The sequence below is a fragment of the Desulfococcus sp. genome (assembly GCF_050178255.1).
GTDB classification, from domain to species: Bacteria; Desulfobacterota; Desulfobacteria; order Desulfobacterales; family Desulfococcaceae; genus Desulfococcus; species Desulfococcus multivorans.
This window is the reverse complement of record NZ_JBFXGG010000002.1, coordinates 33,453-48,834: the sequence shown is the minus strand read 5'-3', so window position 1 is coordinate 48,834 and position 15,382 is coordinate 33,453. Positions and strand designations below refer to the sequence as shown.

The window sequence follows — 15,382 nt, the reverse complement described above, 5'->3', positions numbered from 1 at the left end:
ATATGTATGACTGAACACGTAAAGTTGATCTGGGGCGACCAGACCTACGAGCTGCCGGTCGTCACCGGATCCGAAGGGGAAAAGGCCATCGATATTTCCAGGCTCCGCCAGATGACCGGCATGATCACCCTGGATTCGGGCTTTGCCAACACCGGCAGCTGCAAGAGCGCCATCACCTTCATGGACGGCGAACGGGGCATCCTTCGGTACAGGGGCTATCCCATCGAGGCACTGGCGGAGCACTCCTCCTTCCGGGAGGTCGCCTATCTGCTCATCAACGGCGAACTCCCCAACCGAAAGCAGATCACCCGCTTCTCGGTTCTCCTGAACGACCACTCCCTGGTTCACGAGGACATGCGGTCGTTTTTCGGGAGCTTCCCCCGGGCGTCCCATCCCATGGGAATCCTCTCCTCGATGGTCAACGCCCTGAAAAGCTTTTACCCCTACCTCGAAGGCGAGGAGGAACTGAACACCACCGTCGCACGCCTCATCTCCAAGGTCCGGACCCTGGCGGCGATGTCCTACAAGATCTTCAGAGGACACACGGTGGTCTATCCCCGACCCGACCTCTCCTACTGCGAAAATTTTCTCAACATGATGTTCGACAGCCCGGTCAGGCCCTATGAAATCGATCCGGACGTCGTTCAGGCCCTATCCGTCTTTCTGATCCTTCACGCCGACCACGAACAGAACTGTTCGACCTCCGCCGTCCGTCTGGTGGGCAGCGGCCGGGTCAACCTCTATGCCGCCATATCCGCCGGCATCGCCGCCCTCTGGGGACCGCTCCACGGCGGGGCCAACCAGGCGGTCATCGAAATGCTGACGAACATCGTCGAGAAGAAGATCCCGTTGAAGGACGTGCTGGCCCGGGCCAAGGACAGGAACGACCCCTTCCGGCTCATGGGGTTCGGCCATCGGGTCTACAAAACCTACGATCCCCGGACCCGGATCATGAAGAAGATGTGCGATCGGCTCCTCACCAAACTCAACATCCACGACCCGCTTCTGGAAGTCGCCCAGGCCCTCGAGGAGATCGCGGTGAAAGACAGCTATTTCGTCGATCACAACCTCTATCCCAACATCGATTTTTACAGCGGCATCGTTCTGAGGGCCATCGGCATCCCCACCAACATGTTCACGGTCATGTTCGCCATCGGGCGTCTTCCGGGATGGATCGCCCAGTGGAAGGAAAGCATGGATGACCCGGAATGGCGCCTCAACCGCCCGCGTCAGATCTACACCGGGCCGACCCAGCGGGAATACGTTCCCCTCGACGAACGGTAGTCGTCTTCCCGGACATCTGCCGCCGCAACCCTGCAGCAAGGAGTGTTTGACCATGACGGACGTTGTTTTGCAGAACATCGAAAAACCCGATACCATCCGCCGGGACCTTCTGGATCCCGTCGACTATCAGTATACGGGGCACCGGGATGTGCATATCGAGATCCGGCAGCCCGAGTTCACCTCGGTATGCCCCATGACGGGGCTTCCCGATTTCGGCACCATCACCATCCGGTACCGTCCCGACAAGAAGATCGTCGAGCTGAAATCCCTCAAGTTCTACCTGCTCCAATACCGCAATGTCGGCATCTTTTACGAGCATGTGGTCAACCGCATCCTGGACGATCTGGTGGCCGTCGTCAGCCCTAAACGCATGGAGATCATCGGTGACTTCACGCCGCGGGGGGGCATTTCGACGAGCGTCTCCGCGCTTTATGAAGGGCTCGCATGACATGTCCGCAAATACCGTTTCCCTGAAAATCTGCGGCGCGTCGCCGGCAAGACCGGCGATGCGGCTGCTGGCCGTCCTGTTGTCGGTCCTCTGCCTCTGGGGATGCGCGACGGTGCGAAGCCAGACCCGGAAAGTGGTCGAGGCCATCCCTTTCACCGGTGAGCGGCTTCAGAAAAAGGTGGCGATCCTGCCCTTTGAAAACACGACGTTCATTTCGGATGCCGAGATAACGCAGCGCTTCATGAGCCGTTTCATGGACCGACTCTCGGCCGGCTGCAATGGCGTCCAGTGGCTGAAACCCGGCGATCCCGGCTACCCCGATGAAGCCGTCGACCGGATGCCCCGTCCGGCATCAGGCCGGATCGACAACCTCGCACTGGCCGAAATCGGCAGAACATCGGGCATCAACGCCTTCCTGGTGGGTCACCTCGTCGGCATCGACGCCGAGGAAAAGGATGAGGGCTTTTTCATATTCCGGGATACCCATTACTACGAATCCGTCCAGGTGGGGCTGCAGCTTTACGATTCCGGAACCGGCGCCAAGCTCATGGACGAGTCCCCGAAGGCGACCGCGGAGGTGGACGGGGCTGAATATGATGCCGTTCTGGCCCGGGATCTGAAAGCCGTCTACGCGCTGGACGAGACCTTGGACCGTGTCGCTGAAATCGGCGCCGCACAGATCTGTGAAGTCCTCGGGAAACACCCCTGGCAAGGCTACGTCTTGGCGGTTCAGGACGGGAAGGCGATCCTGTCGTCCGGCCGGGAAATCGGCTTGAAGGCCGGGGACATCCTCGAGGTTTACAACGCGGGAGAGGTGATCGAGGGACGGATGGGGCAGCGCTTCATCATTCCGGGAACGCTTGCGGGAACGCTTGAGATCACCGCCGTCGACGACGGCCGGGCCGAAGCCCGTCCGATTGACGCGACGCCGGTGGCCGAAGGCGCCGCGGTCAGGCTCAAATAGCCCTCGCCGGCATCACGACGACCGGCCGGCAATCTGAAGCTCGCGAAGAGCCCAGGCCGTTTTCAACAGCGCCGTCACGGTATTTTCCCGCGGGCCGTCGGTGTCCACCGACACACGCATGGCCTGCGGGATATCCGTCAACGCCTCGAATTCGGCGGAAAGTCGGCTGAGGTGGCCGAGCCGGGCGTCCGACAGGCCGGGCGACCGATCCCGGCGGGCCAGGCGGCGCCGAAGGGTCTCCAGCGGAGAGACGCACTCGGCGAAGATCAGGCCGGCGTCCATGTCCGACGCCAGCTGCCGGACGCCGTCCCGCCAGTGCCTTCGGCCGTAGGTGGCATCCAGGATCACCGACCGGCCGGAGCGAAGTTCGTCCTGGGCCAGGGCCAGAAGCCGACCGTAAACCCGGTTCCGCCGCTGGTCGGAATAGGTCCCCTTGCCGTAGGGTGAAACCCCGGACCCGGGCGCCATCGTCTTTCGAACCCGATCGGAGCTGAAAACCCGAATCCCCATCGCCTCGCCCAGCCGGGCGGCCAGAGATGACTTGCCCGAGGCGGGAAGCCCGCAGCAAACCCAGAGGGTGGGACGTGCGAACATGAGGGTGTGCCGGTAGGCGAGGTCCATGTATCGCCCGATCTCCGTGAGGAGGACAGCCCGCTCGTCGGCGTCGGCCGCCGAAAGCCGCATGCAGGAAACCTTGACGCGGACCAGTGCCCTGTAGACCACATAGAAGTCGATAAGGGCGAAGACGCCGGGATCCGCCGCCGCCGCGGCATAGGCTGCCAGGAGCGTGTATCCCAGGGCCCCGTGCCCCAGTGCGGCCATGTCCATCACCAGAAAAGCGAGATCCACCGCCGCATCCCCGTACCGGAACCGATCGTTGAATTCGATGCAGTCGATGATCTGGAGACCGCCGTCGAAATAGACGTGATCGGCCCGAAGATCCCCGTGGCCGTCCCGTATCCGGCCGTTGGCGATCCGCCCCTGGAAAAGGGCCTTGTGATCGACGAGAAAGGCACGGTTCGCCTCGCACAGAAACGGCCACGGCCACCCCGCCAGAACGGTGTCCACCCACGGCCCCAGCTGCCGGAAGTTTTCCTCCATGTTGTAGGCGACGGCATCCGGCGACCCGTAGGCGTCCACCGCGGAACTCCGCTCGCTCTCGTCGTAAAAACGCGCCAGCCGAAGCCCGATTTCGACCATGCATTCATGCCCTGCCCGACCCGTTTCCAGGAGCGTTCTCAGGTTGGACGCTTCAGGCAGCTGCCGCATGGTCACGGCATATTCCACCACCCGACCGCCGGGCGACAGGGAGATTTTCCCATCGGGGCCGCGATGAATCGGAACGACCTCGCGGTATACGTCATGACTCAATCGACGGTTCAGCTCGACCTCCCGAAGGCAGGCCGTCCGCCGATCTTCCAGGCGTCGAAAGTCCAGAAATCCGAGGGCCAGGGGCTTTTTCAGTTTGTAGACGATCGACCCCGTCAAAAAAACCGCGGAGATATGCGTATCCCGGCGCTCGACGCCGGTCACGGCATGGGGGTAGAAGGTCGGATCCGCCATGGCCGAGCAAACGGCCTCGAATATCGTCCGCGGGTCATCCGCTTTTGTCGTTCGCGTCAACGGCCTCGCCTCCTTTCACGTATTCAAGGGCATCGGCCCGATGCCGATACATGTCTTTTCGGGTTCGGGATCGGCGCCGGACGGCCCGAACACACCGTTACCGTCAGGCCGCCGAGGAAATGCCGGCCATCAACATGCCGATTCGATCCACCTTATGAGTGTCGGACGCCTCAAAGACGTCCATGATCCGGCCGCCGAACATGACGGCAATGCGGTCTGACAGGGCCAAAGCCTCGTTCAGGTCGCCGGTGATCAGCAGGATGCCCGCCCGGGTCCGGGCCTCCAGCAGGTGCCGCCAGACCGCCTCGGTGGCGGCCACGTCAAGCCCCTGGGTCGGCTGTTCGGCCACGATGAGGCGCGGCTGCCGGTAAAACTCGCGGCCCAGCACCATCTTCTGGAGGTTGCCCCCGGAGAGTTGCCGGGCCAACGCAAAGATATTCGCCGGTCGGACCTGAAAGATCTTCAAGGTCTCCCGAGCCTTCCCCTCGGCTGCCTTGCCCAGCAGCCACGGCCCCCGACAGAAGCCATACCGGGTGGTCAGCAGGAAATTATCCCGCAGGTCGAGATCGGGGCACGTGGCGATCCCCAGCCGGTCCTCCGGAATGTAGCCGAGGGGCGTTTCCGTTCGGCATCGCGCGAAGAAGCACCCCCATTCCCGGCCCATGATCTCGACCTCTCCCGCCTCGGGCGCCAGAAGACCGCAGATAATCTCGGCGAGCGCTTTCTGCCCGTTCCCGGCAACCCCGACGATCCCCAGAATCTCCCCCTGGAAGAGTTCCAGGTCGATGGCTTTGAGGGCCTTTGAGCACAGGCCCCGAATCTTCAGGACCCTTTCGCCGCACGGCACCGGATTTTTTTCGATCTGCAGCAGCACCTCCCGACCGACCATACGCCGGGCCAGTTCCCCCACCGAGGCGACATCCGCGACCGGCATGGTGTCGACGATCTCACCCTTCCGCAGTATGGCGATGTCGTCCGCTACGGCCATGACTTCGCTCAATTTGTGGCTGATAAAGACGACGGCCTTGCCCTGCCCCGCCATGCGGCGCATCGCTTTGAAGAGCTGCTCGGTCTCGAGGGGCGTCAGCACCGCCGTCGGTTCGTCGAGAATCAGAACCCGGCTCTGGCGGAGAAGGAGCTTCAGGATCTCGACCCGCTGCCGCTCACCCATGGAAAGCGTCGATATCCGTCGGGACGGATCGACGGCGAGCTGGTAGATCTCGGCCAACGCCGCGACCTTGTCCCGCATCTGCCGGGGATGGAGCCAGAAGCCGCCCTCCTGGCCCAGAAAAACGTTTTCGGCGACGGTCATCGCCTCCACCAGCGTGAAGTGCTGGTAGACCATCCCGATCCCGGCATCGATGGCGGTCCTGGCCGTCGACAGAACGGTCCGCCGGCCGTCGATGACGATATGACCCGTGTCGGGCTGAAGCCGACCCGCCAGGATGCGCATGAGGGTGCTCTTCCCGGCGCCGTTTTCACCCAGAAGCGCCATGATCCGACCGGCATGAATGTCGAGACTGATATCGTGGTTGGCACGGACCCGTCCGAAGGATCTGCCGATCCCCGCCAGGCGTACCAGCGGCAAAGGCGCATTTTTTTCGCATTCGGTCATGACCGGTCCTGTTTCAGGCCTGCGATGGGGCGGATAAACTGAGATGACGCGTCCCACGGAAAGAGAATCCACGTCTCCTGGTCGACCTCGGTGATGAAGGAGTCCACCAGGGGCCGACCGGCGGGCTTGGCATAGACGGTGGCGAAATGGGCGCGGGGAATCATCTCCCGAACCACGGCGGCGGTTTTTCCGGTGTCCACCAGATCGTCGACGATGAGCCAGCCCTCGCCCTGATCGGCCACAGGCTTGATCACCTGGATCTTCCCCTGGTTCTGCCAGGTGTAGCTGGAAACGCATACCGTATCCACCCGATGGATATCCAACTCCCGCGCGATGATGGCCGCCGGCACGAGCCCGCCCCGGGTGACGGCGATAATGCCCCGCCATTCACCGATCTCGAGAAGACGCCGCGCGAGAGTCCGGGTATCCCGTTGCAGCTGCTCCCATGAAATGGGATATGTTTTTCGATAACGTCTATCCAAATCAGACATCCGGTCATTCTCCTTGAAAGGGTCTCGCTTTTACGTCACCCCGGATTTTACTCTGCCGGCTCGGCATTGACGCCCAGAAAGGCCGGCGCCCGATCGCCCCGCCCCCGCCAGGACGAAAAGACGAGAACCAGGATGGTAAGTGCATAAGGCAGCATGAGCAACAGGGAGGAGGGAATATGGGTTCCTGTCGCCTGAAGCCGGAACTGGAAAGCCATCACCCCCCCGAAGAAATAGGCACCCAGCACCGCCCGCCCGGGATGCCAGAAGGCGAAGATGACCAGGGCCACGGCGATCCAGCCCCTGCCGGCGGAAAGACCGCTGGTCCACAGATGGGTGTAGGCCAGGGAGAGATACGCGCCACCCAGACCGCACAAGAACCCTCCCACCAGCACGCCGGCCCAGCGGAAGGCGGACACGTTGAGTCCGGCGGCGGCGGCCGCGTGGGGATATTCTCCCACGGAACGCAGTCTGAGTCCCCACCGGGTGTTCCTGAAAAACAACCACATCAGCGGCGGGACGGCGTAGGAGACATAGACGAGAGGGTCCTGCCGGAACAGGATCGCCCCCACCGCAGGGATCTCGGACAGCCCGGGAATCGGAACCGGAACGAATCCCGGCGCGCTCTGGCCGATGAAGGGGGTTCCCAGATAGTCGGCGAGCCCGATGCCGAGGATGGTGAGGGCCAGTCCGGAGACCACCTGATTCCCGCTGAACGCGATGCAGACCAGGCCGTGAATGCCCGCCAGACCGGCGCCGAAAAAACCGCCGGCCGCAAACCCCAGTACGGGGCTCCCGCTCCACATCGACGTCAGAAATCCCGCCAGCGCGCCCGCGAGCATCACGCCTTCGACCCCTAAGTTAAGAACGCCGGCGCGCTCCGTAAAGATCTCTCCCAGGGTGGCGAACAGGATGGGCGTCCCCGACTGAACCGCAGCCGCCAGAAGCGGCACCAGCATGTCCCACCACGTCATGACGGCCGCCTTGGGGAAAAACGATAACGGATAAAAAACGACGACGCCAGAACCGACAGAAGGATCAGTCCCTCCAGGATCTCCCCGAAGGCGGCGGGAACCTGGAGCTCCAGCTGGAGATTCTCGCCCCCCACGCGCAGCCCGGCCAGGAGGAATGCGGCGATGCCGATGTAGAGCGGGTTGAGCCGCGCCAGCCACGCCACCACGATGGCGGTGTAGCCGTATCCGACCATGATGCTGGGCTGAAGCCGGTTGAGGGTGGCGGAAGCCTCGATGAATCCCGCCCAACCGGCCAGCCCGCCGCTCAGGACCATCACCAGAACCACCAGGTTTTCATAGGGTAGGCGGGCATACCGGGCCGCCTGAAGGCTCTCCCCGCCGGCCTTCAGTTCGAAGCCGAGCCGGGTGTGGCGGAAAAAGATCCAGATGATAAGACCCGAGACGACGCAGAGCAGAAGCCCCCAATTGAGGTTGGTTCCGCCGATCCTGCCCACGACGGCGCTCTCCGGAAACGTGGGGGTCATGGGGAAACCGAAGCTCGCCGGGTCTTTCCAGCGGCCGTAGACGAGGTAATCGAGGAAGAAGACGGCGATGTAATTCATCATGAGGGTGACGATGATTTCGTTGGCGCGCATGCGCAGCTTCAGGAAAGCGGGAATCAGCCCCCAGAAGGCCCCGGCGGCGAAAGAGACCAGCATCATCAGCGGAATCAGCGTCCAACCGGGCAGGGCGGAAAACCGGTAGACCGCCCATGCGGCGCCCACGGCTCCCAGGGCGAACTGCCCTTCGGCGCCGATGTTCCATATCTGGAGACGAAAGGCGACGGCGACCCCCAGGGAACAGAGGTAGATGGGAATCGCCTTTCCGACACAATCCTCCAGTGCCCAGCGGGAGCCGAAGGCCCCTTGAAGCAGCAGCCCCATACCCGAAAGCGGCGGTTTGCCCTGGATACTCAGCATGCCCATACCGATCCCCAGGGCAAAAAGCACCGCCCCCGATATGACGAGGCAGACGCCCCACCCCAAAGGCGCCTCCCTTTTAACGATCCGAAACGGACTGTTCATGCGGTATTATTGCGTCGAACCGACCACGCCCTCGACGAACCAGTCCATTCCCAGCAACTCGGCGTCCGTCATGGATTTCCCGGCGGGAATCCGAACGACGCCGCTCTGATCCCTCAGTTCGCCGGAGAAGGGTGCGAAGGTGCCGGCAATCAGCTCGGCCTTTACGGCCGCAACCCGTGCCCTGACCCTTTCCGGCACAACGTCGGCCATGGGACTGATATCGACGATGCCCTTGTCCATGCCGTACCAATAGGCACCGCTCTTCCAGGTTCCGTTTCTCACCGCGTCCGTCATCTCCTTGTAGAAAGGCCCCCAGTTCCAGACGGCGGCCGTCAGATGCGCCTTGGGGGCGAAGGCGCTCATGTCGGTGTTGTACCCGATGGCGTAAACGCCCCGCTCCTGGGCAGCCTCCTGGGGACCGGGAGAGTCCTGATGCTGGGCGATGACATCGGCCCCGGTGTCGAGGAGGCTCTTGGCCGCCTCCTTTTCGGTTGCCGGATCGTACCAGGTCTTGGTCCAGACCACGCGCACCACGGCATCGGGGTTGACGGCCCGGGCGCCAAGGGTAAAGGCGTTGATGCCGCGGATCACCTCGGGGATGGGAAAGGCGGCCACGTACCCCAGGGTATTGCTCCGGGTCATGCCGCCGGCCACCATGCCCGTCAGATACCGGGCCTGATACATCCGGCCGAAATAATTGCCCATGTTGGCGGCGGCCTTGAATCCGGAGCAGTGCATGAACACGATATCGGGGAATTTTTGGGCCACCTTGAGCATGGGATCCATATAACCGTAGCTGGTGGCGAAGATGAGATCGTAGCCCTTCCGGGCCATGTTGAGGATGACCCGCTCGGCATCCGGGCCTTCGGCAACCGCCTCCACAAAAGCGGTGGTCACGCCGTCCTTGCCGTCTATGAATTTCCGGCCCATGTCGTGGGCATAGGAATAGCCCGCATCCCCTACGGGGGAGACATAAACGAAACCGACCTTCATCTCTTTGTCGTCTTTGTCGGCGGACAACGCCGCCCCGCAGCACAACAGCACCGCCGCCGCCACCATGATTGCACGTTTCACCATTGCTGTACCCCGCCTCCTTGAATCGATAGAAGAACAAACGCCGGCATGCATATTCCCGGACCCGGTCACGGCCGGCGACGATCTACGGTCTTTCAGCCACAGCACTTCTTGTATTTCTTTCCGCTTCCGCAAGGGCACGGCGCATTCCGCCCCACCTTGGGGGAGGTGCGCACCACCTGTCGAATCGGGGGTGTCCCGGCGTCGAAAAAATACCATCGGCCGTCCTTTTTCTTGAACGTTGCCAGTTCGTGATGTTTTCTAGGCTTCCCTTTTTCCGTGTAATCCGCCTTGAACTCCACCGTTCCTTCCTCGTCATCGATGCCGCCGGCCTCGCAGTTCACGATCTCGAGTTTCCGCCATTCGGTGTTTCGGGACCATTTTTCCACTGTTTTCCGGCTGTCGGGTTCCTGCTGATCGGGATGGGTCGTGTCGACGATATAATCGACGATCTTCCCGGCATAGGCAGTGTAGCGGGACCGGAGGAGGGCCTCCGCGGTCTTCGCGGGTTGCGCGCCGGTGATCAGCGGTTCACAGCATTCGGTGTATGTCAGGCCTGATCCACAGGGGCATGATTCCATGGTCGACTCCTTTTCTGCTTTTCATCTCGGATGGATCCGGGGGCCTCGATCCCGCGGGGAGCGAAGACGCCCCGTTGGTTCTCATAACCGGCAAGGTTGTTGAAACTGACGGCCTATACCAATATCTCTTTCAAAAGTAAAGAAACGATCACCTGTACTTTTCCCGAGATGACCGCGCCAGGTAAAAGGAGGGCCTCTTCCAGGTCGGCGTATGTCAATGTCCGACGCGCAGGGGGCTATTTGACGACGCGCAGCACCCCATCGGTGTTCCGAAGGGCGTGCCGGAGCGCCCGGATGACAACCTTCGCGGGCGCTTCATCAGGGGTGTCCGAACGGGCCCTGCAGTCATCCATGAGCGACGGGTTGCCCTGCCGCAGCCGAAATTCGTTCTGGATGTAGACGCCGATGGAGGGCATCAAGGTATCGAGACGCTTCTCGTCCATGTTGGCGATACGGGTTCGATCCCGGAAACTCAGCGCCGACAGAAGCACCGCCACCGCCTCGTCGACGGTCTTGGGAATCCGGACGAATGCGTCCAGACGGACGTCCGCCCGCGTCGCGACGTCGCCGGGCCCCGACCGGTGATGCCGGGGGTCGATCATGAGCAGTTGATGGAGGGTCTCGAGAATGTCCGACGCTGTTCGATAGACCGCCGCGTCGGTCGTCTGGGACCCCGTGACGTTCAGCACGGCGATCCCCTTCTCCCGGATCCAGGCCTCGGCCTCCCGGGCCGCTTTGAAGGCCGGAATCCGATCCAGGTCCAGCACCTTTGCAGGCCGCCCGTATCGCTCCGCCAGCCGGAGATGGCGCGCGGCGCTTTCCGTCGCCGCCCCCCAGACGATGGCCAGCACACCGTCGGCGTTGGACACGTTCCGCGCCGCGGCCTGGTCGGCATCGGCGTCGATCAGCAGCGTCAACCGATAAGCCCTGACCAGAGCCTCGTCCTCCCCGTCGCGCCGCCGGGGCATCCACCCCCCGCAGTCGATCATGAATTTCTGGGCCGCGTCCAGTGCCGCGCGCTCCACCCCCGCCTCTCCGCCGGAAATCACCTTTCGAATCATACCGGATCGTCATCCCCCTGCATTGCCGGCCCCTCTTTTCGGAGCGGTCGCGGCCGTTGTCCCCATCCTTCCCATGCCCGCCTTTCCACATTATCGTCTCAATTTAAGATGATTCAATTACAAAATCAATATATTGTTTCAAGCGCCCGCCCCGGGAACGGGAAGCGGCGCCGACGGTCGGTTTTCGGACTCCGGTGTTGCAATATCCCCCGATCCGTTGTATCTGGTGGCGTTACGTTCCGGCATTCAACTCGACGTTCAGAAGCCGGTCGACATCGGGTAATGCAAGGCAATGCAGAGAACCGCCCCTTACGAATGCATCCGCATCGAGCCCTTTGACGATGAACATCCCGGGCGGTCAACAGCCGAGGATCGCAGGCAATGAAGGAGATTGACATGAACATAGACCACTCGTTGAAACTGTTTGAAGAAGCCCGGGAACTCATTCCCGGCGGGGTGAACAGCCCGGTCCGCGCTTGTCGGTCCGTGGGTTGCACCCCCCTGTTCATCGAACGGGCCCAGGGCAGCCGCATCTTCGACGTGGACGGCAACAGCTACATCGACTACGTGGGATCGTGGGGACCCATGATTCTGGGGCACCGTCATCCCGAAGTGATCAAGCTGATCGAGTTCGAACTGACCCAGGGCACCAGCTTCGGTGCGCCCACGGTGCTGGAACTCCGGCTGGCCGAAATGGTGAAAGACGCCGTGCCGTCCATCGAGATGGTCCGCATGGTCAACTCCGGCACCGAAGCCACCATGAGCGCCGTCCGTCTCGCCCGGGCCTTTACAGGACGGGACGCCGTCGTCAAATTCGACGGCTGCTACCACGGGCACGCCGACTCCCTTCTGGTGGCGGCCGGCTCCGGCGTCGCCACCCTGGGCATTCCCGGCAGCCCGGGGATCCCCCAGGCCTTCGTCGCCCAGACGATCTCCCTGCCCTACAACGACATCGACGCCGTGACCGCCTTGATGAACGCCCGGGGCGACGACATCGCCTGTATCATCGTGGAGCCGGTGGCCGGGAACATGGGGTGTGTACCCCCGGTGGACGGATTCCTCGAAACCCTCCGGAAGGAAACGGAGAAGCACGGGACCGTTCTGGTTTTCGACGAGGTCATGACGGGGTTCCGCGTGGCCTACGGCGGGGCACAGGCGCTTTACGGCATCACCCCGGATCTGACCTGTCTCGCCAAGATCATCGGCGGCGGCCTGCCCGTGGGCGCCTATGGCGGACGCCGGGATATCATGGAACAGGTGGCCCCCGCAGGCCCCATGTACCAGGCCGGCACCCTCTCCGGCAACCCCCTGGCCATGGCCGCCGGCGTGGCCACCCTCAAACAGCTCCAGGAACCGGGCTTCTACGACGCGCTGGATCAGAAATCCCGTCGGCTGGCCGTCGGGCTCGAAGGCGCCGCCGCTGTGGCCGGCATTCCGGTGACCTTCACCCGGGTGGGCTCCATGCTGGGCATGTTCTTCACCGACCGCCCGGTGACCCATTTCGAGGACGCCAAAACATCCGATCTCAAGATGTTCGCAGCCTACTATAACGCCATGCTCGAGCGGGGAATCTACCTGGCCCCGTCCCAGTTCGAGGCCGCCTTCGTCTCGGCGGCACACACCCGGGAGGATATCGACGAGACCGTCCGGGCGGCGGCCGAGGTGCTCAAGACCCTCGCCGCCGGATGTGAGTGCTAGGCCGCCTGGAAGAGCGCCAGGATCTCGGGAAGGATCTGCCCGCAGGTGCCGGTCACGGCGAACCCCCCCTGGCGGACGGCCAGGGCGGCGAAGGGGTTGCGGTCGGTGTTGACGTCGACGATGACCGCCTTGTAACGGCGGGAGACCTCCCAGGCCACCTTGTTGGGCAGGTTGGTGGTGCCGGAGGTGCCCGCGACGATGAGGAGATCCGTTTCCCGGGCGGCCGCGAGCGTTGTGGTCAACCGGTAGAACGGCTCGTCGTAGACCTCGTCGAACCAGAGTACGTGGGGTCTTAAAAGCCCTCCGCAGCGGGGGCAGCGGAGAAGTTCCGCCTCCCCGGAGGAAATCTCCCGGTCCCGGGGCCAATCGTCAAAGGCCGCCGGCACCGGCGTCAAAGCCGCAGAGCATGCCTCGGCGCAGCGCATCAGAAAGATGTTGCCGTGGATTTCGAAGGTCCGCTCCGGCGTGCTGCCGGCCCGCAGGTGGAGATTGTCGACATTCTGGGTGACCAGTCGGAAACGATCGCCGAAGAGGCGCTCCATCCCGGCCACCGCGCGATGCCCGGGGTTGGGCTCGGCGCGGGCGCAGACCGAACGGCGGTAAAGATACCAGTTCCAGACCGCCAGGGGTGCTTTCAGAAACATGCGTTGGGTCGCCATCTCCTGGGGACGGTAGGCCTCGGATCCGATGGTCCAGTAGCCTTCGGGACCCCGGAAGGTGGGAATGCCGCTTTCGGCCGAGATGCCCGCGCCGGTGAGGACGGTAATCCGCTGTTGAGAAGTGACGAATGCTTTCAAGAGGTTTTCGAGGGAGGTTTCCATGGAATGCGTCTCCGATGAGCGTGGTGTTGTCGTCTGCCGCCCGGCGCCGGGAGATGCTTCCCTGCGAAAGGCCGTTGCCAAATCCGATGCCTGCCGTTGACCCCGCGCGACCTTCCTTCAGCCGGCGGCGGTCGGGGAGGCAGGCCGCCCCCTGACGCCGCCGTCTGCATGCGGAACGGCGCCGCCCGAACCTGAACCCGGACTATCAGAAAACAAAGGAAGTGACAAGCCATGGATGTGAACCGCAACCGGATTCCCGCCCATATAGAGACGATCCACCTCATCGCCGTTTGCGGCACGGGCATGGGCGCGCTTGCCGGCATGCTCAAGGACCTGGGCTACCGGGTCACCGGATCGGATCAGGGAATCTACCCGCCCATGAGCGATTTTCTCGCCGGAAAGGGCATTCCGGCGGCCCCGGGGTTTTCACGGGACCACCTGGCCCACCGCCCGGATCTCGTCGTGGTGGGCAATGCCGTCACCCGGGAAAACCCCGAGGCCCTGGCCCTGATGGAGATGGGGCTTTCGTACTGCTCCATGCCCCAGGCCGTCAACCATTTCGTCGTTCGAGACCGACAGGTCCTTATGGTCGTGGGAACCCACGGCAAGACCACCACGGCGTCGATCCTGGCCTGGATGCTCCATTGCGCGGGTCTGGACCCCTCCTTTTTCATCGGCGGGATTGTGCGGGATTTTCAGAGCAACTATCGTCTGGGCGGGGGCCCCTTCATCGTCATCGAGGGGGATGAATACGACACGGCCTTTTTCGACAAGGGCCCCAAATTTCTTCACTACGATCCCGCCGTCGCCGTTCTTACCGGCGTCGAGTTCGACCATGCGGACATCTACAAGGATCTTTCCGCCGTCAAGCAGGCCTTCGGTCGCCTGATTCACCGGATGAACCCCACCAGCACCCTGATCCCTTATGACGGCGACCCCAATGCCGCGGAGTTAGCCAGCGCATGCGGGTGCCGGGTCCTGCCGTACGGCCATCGGCCCGACTCCCCCTGGCGGCTTGGAGGCATCGAATCGGCCCCGCCGTGGACCCGCTTCGAGGTCCTCCGGGACGGCCGGCGCTTCGGCGCCTTCAACACCCGACTCATGGGCCGGCACAACCTCGAAAACATTCTCGCCTGCATGGCTGCCGGAGACGCCGTCGGCATCCCGAAGGCGGCCATGGCCGCGGCTCTCGAAAGCTTTCAGGGCCCGCGGCGACGCCAGGAGGTCCGGGGGGTGAAGCGGGGGGTCACCGTCATCGACGACTTCGCCCACCATCCCACGGCGGTACGGGAGACCCTCCGGGCCGTCCGCAGCTTCTATCCCGAAGGGCGACTCGTGGCCGTGTTCGAACCCCGGACCAACACGAGCATGCGCCGGGTGTTTCAGGCGGTCTACCCCCAGGTGTTCGAGGACGCCGATCAGGTCCTGATCCGGAAGCCCTCCCGCCTCGATAAGGTTCCGCCGGAGGAGCGCCTCTCCTCGGAAACCCTGGTGGCGGATCTGAAACGGCGCGGCATGGACGCCCGCCATTTCGACGACACCGACGCCGTCATCCGGTTTCTGGTGGAAACCGCCGAATCCGGGGACACGATCCTGATCATGTCCAACGGCGGCTTCGACAACATTCATGAACGGCTGCTGGCGGCCCTGTAACGTCGCCGGCCGAAAGGACCCCCGTTTCATTGAC

The 15,382-nt window shown here is 63.1% G+C and carries 14 protein-coding genes; 5 read left to right on the top strand and 9 right to left on the bottom strand.

Features of this window, described 5'->3' with window-relative positions; genetic code table 11:
• Positions 1-6: 6 nt before the first annotated feature.
• From AB7S84_RS01005 to AB7S84_RS00995, 3 genes are read left to right on the top strand one after another with little or no spacing between them, the layout of a single operon-like run.
• Positions 7-1,284 (top strand): citrate synthase, encoded by a 1,278-nt coding sequence (locus AB7S84_RS01005; protein WP_020877706.1) that lies wholly within the window; start codon positions 7-9, stop codon positions 1,282-1,284.
• Between the two features lie 52 nt (positions 1,285-1,336).
• Positions 1,337-1,732: a preQ(1) synthase gene (queF, locus tag AB7S84_RS01000; protein WP_020877707.1), complete on the top strand. Its 396-nt coding sequence runs from the start codon at positions 1,337-1,339 to the stop codon at positions 1,730-1,732.
• 1 nt (position 1,733) lies between these two features.
• Positions 1,734-2,696: a hypothetical protein gene (locus tag AB7S84_RS00995; RefSeq protein WP_020877708.1), complete on the top strand. Its 963-nt coding sequence runs from the start codon at positions 1,734-1,736 to the stop codon at positions 2,694-2,696.
• Positions 2,697-2,708: 12 nt separating this feature from the next.
• On the opposite strand, the gene AB7S84_RS00990 is transcribed toward AB7S84_RS00995, so the two are convergent.
• The 8 genes from AB7S84_RS00990 to AB7S84_RS00955 form a co-directional block, all read right to left on the bottom strand.
• Entirely contained in the window at positions 2,709-4,319 is a 1,611-nt protein-coding gene (locus AB7S84_RS00990) for an AAA family ATPase (RefSeq protein ID WP_020877709.1), read from the bottom strand.
• A 103-nt stretch (positions 4,320-4,422) separates the two neighbouring features.
• Positions 4,423-5,934, bottom strand: coding sequence for an ABC transporter ATP-binding protein (locus AB7S84_RS00985; protein ID WP_428152752.1), 1,512 nt, complete (start codon positions 5,932-5,934; stop codon positions 4,423-4,425).
• On the bottom strand, positions 5,931-6,425 hold the full coding sequence (gene gpt, locus AB7S84_RS00980) for a xanthine phosphoribosyltransferase (protein ID WP_020877711.1): 495 nt from the start codon (positions 6,423-6,425) through the stop codon (positions 5,931-5,933). Before gpt ends, AB7S84_RS00985 begins: the two co-directional genes overlap by 4 nt.
• Positions 6,426-6,472: 47 nt before the next feature.
• A complete protein-coding gene (locus AB7S84_RS00975; RefSeq protein WP_428152751.1) occupies positions 6,473-7,396 on the bottom strand; it encodes an ABC transporter permease in 924 nt (307 codons plus the stop codon).
• Positions 7,393-8,460, bottom strand: a complete 1,068-nt coding sequence (locus tag AB7S84_RS00970) for an ABC transporter permease (protein WP_428152750.1) — start codon at positions 8,458-8,460, stop codon at positions 7,393-7,395. Before AB7S84_RS00970 ends, AB7S84_RS00975 begins: the two co-directional genes overlap by 4 nt.
• A 6-nt stretch (positions 8,461-8,466) precedes the next feature.
• A complete protein-coding gene (locus tag AB7S84_RS00965) occupies positions 8,467-9,537 on the bottom strand; it encodes a BMP family ABC transporter substrate-binding protein (RefSeq protein ID WP_020877714.1) in 1,071 nt (356 codons plus the stop codon).
• 92 nt (positions 9,538-9,629) lie between these two features.
• Positions 9,630-10,115 carry a YchJ family protein gene (locus AB7S84_RS00960; RefSeq protein ID WP_020877715.1) on the bottom strand — a complete coding sequence of 162 codons (486 nt, stop codon included), beginning with the start codon at positions 10,113-10,115 and terminating at the stop codon, positions 9,630-9,632.
• Between the two features lie 236 nt (positions 10,116-10,351).
• Positions 10,352-11,176: a YpsA SLOG family protein gene (locus AB7S84_RS00955; protein WP_428152749.1), complete on the bottom strand. Its 825-nt coding sequence runs from the start codon at positions 11,174-11,176 to the stop codon at positions 10,352-10,354.
• Between the two features lie 396 nt (positions 11,177-11,572).
• Here AB7S84_RS00955 and hemL point away from each other — a divergent pair, with 396 nt between their 5' ends.
• Complete coding sequence (hemL, locus tag AB7S84_RS00950; RefSeq protein ID WP_020877717.1) at positions 11,573-12,874, top strand: glutamate-1-semialdehyde 2,1-aminomutase; 1,302 nt, start codon at positions 11,573-11,575, stop codon at positions 12,872-12,874.
• Here the strand turns inward: hemL and AB7S84_RS00945 are convergent.
• Positions 12,871-13,695 carry an SIR2 family NAD-dependent protein deacylase gene (locus tag AB7S84_RS00945; protein WP_020877718.1) on the bottom strand — a complete coding sequence of 275 codons (825 nt, stop codon included), beginning with the start codon at positions 13,693-13,695 and terminating at the stop codon, positions 12,871-12,873. The genes hemL and AB7S84_RS00945 overlap by 4 nt on opposite strands.
• 231 nt (positions 13,696-13,926) lie before the next feature.
• On the opposite strand from AB7S84_RS00945, the gene mpl reads away from it, so the two are divergent.
• Positions 13,927-15,348 (top strand): UDP-N-acetylmuramate:L-alanyl-gamma-D-glutamyl-meso-diaminopimelate ligase, encoded by a 1,422-nt coding sequence (gene mpl / locus AB7S84_RS00940; protein ID WP_428152748.1) that lies wholly within the window; start codon positions 13,927-13,929, stop codon positions 15,346-15,348.
• Positions 15,349-15,382 lie beyond the last annotated feature (34 nt).

What these genes read in the sequence shown, in the direction of transcription:
- AB7S84_RS00945 (WP_020877718.1), bottom strand. Translation starts at nt 13,695, where the DNA reads ATGGAAACCTCCCTCGAAAACCTCTTGAAAGCATTCGTCACTTCTCAA.
- AB7S84_RS00960 (WP_020877715.1), bottom strand. Translation starts at nt 10,115, where the DNA reads ATGGAATCATGCCCCTGTGGATCAGGCCTGACATACACCGAATGCTGT.
- AB7S84_RS00955 (WP_428152749.1), bottom strand. Translation starts at nt 11,176, where the DNA reads ATGATTCGAAAGGTGATTTCCGGCGGAGAGGCGGGGGTGGAGCGCGCG.
- AB7S84_RS01005 (WP_020877706.1), top strand. Translation starts at nt 7, where the DNA reads ATGACTGAACACGTAAAGTTGATCTGGGGCGACCAGACCTACGAGCTG.
- hemL (WP_020877717.1), top strand. Translation starts at nt 11,573, where the DNA reads ATGAACATAGACCACTCGTTGAAACTGTTTGAAGAAGCCCGGGAACTC.
- AB7S84_RS00985 (WP_428152752.1), bottom strand. Translation starts at nt 5,934, where the DNA reads ATGACCGAATGCGAAAAAAATGCGCCTTTGCCGCTGGTACGCCTGGCG.
- AB7S84_RS00970 (WP_428152750.1), bottom strand. Translation starts at nt 8,460, where the DNA reads ATGAACAGTCCGTTTCGGATCGTTAAAAGGGAGGCGCCTTTGGGGTGG.
- mpl (WP_428152748.1), top strand. Translation starts at nt 13,927, where the DNA reads ATGGATGTGAACCGCAACCGGATTCCCGCCCATATAGAGACGATCCAC.
- queF (WP_020877707.1), top strand. Translation starts at nt 1,337, where the DNA reads ATGACGGACGTTGTTTTGCAGAACATCGAAAAACCCGATACCATCCGC.
- AB7S84_RS00995 (WP_020877708.1), top strand. Translation starts at nt 1,734, where the DNA reads ATGTCCGCAAATACCGTTTCCCTGAAAATCTGCGGCGCGTCGCCGGCA.
- gpt (WP_020877711.1), bottom strand. Translation starts at nt 6,425, where the DNA reads ATGTCTGATTTGGATAGACGTTATCGAAAAACATATCCCATTTCATGG.
- AB7S84_RS00975 (WP_428152751.1), bottom strand. Translation starts at nt 7,396, where the DNA reads ATGACGTGGTGGGACATGCTGGTGCCGCTTCTGGCGGCTGCGGTTCAG.
- AB7S84_RS00965 (WP_020877714.1), bottom strand. Translation starts at nt 9,537, where the DNA reads ATGGTGAAACGTGCAATCATGGTGGCGGCGGCGGTGCTGTTGTGCTGC.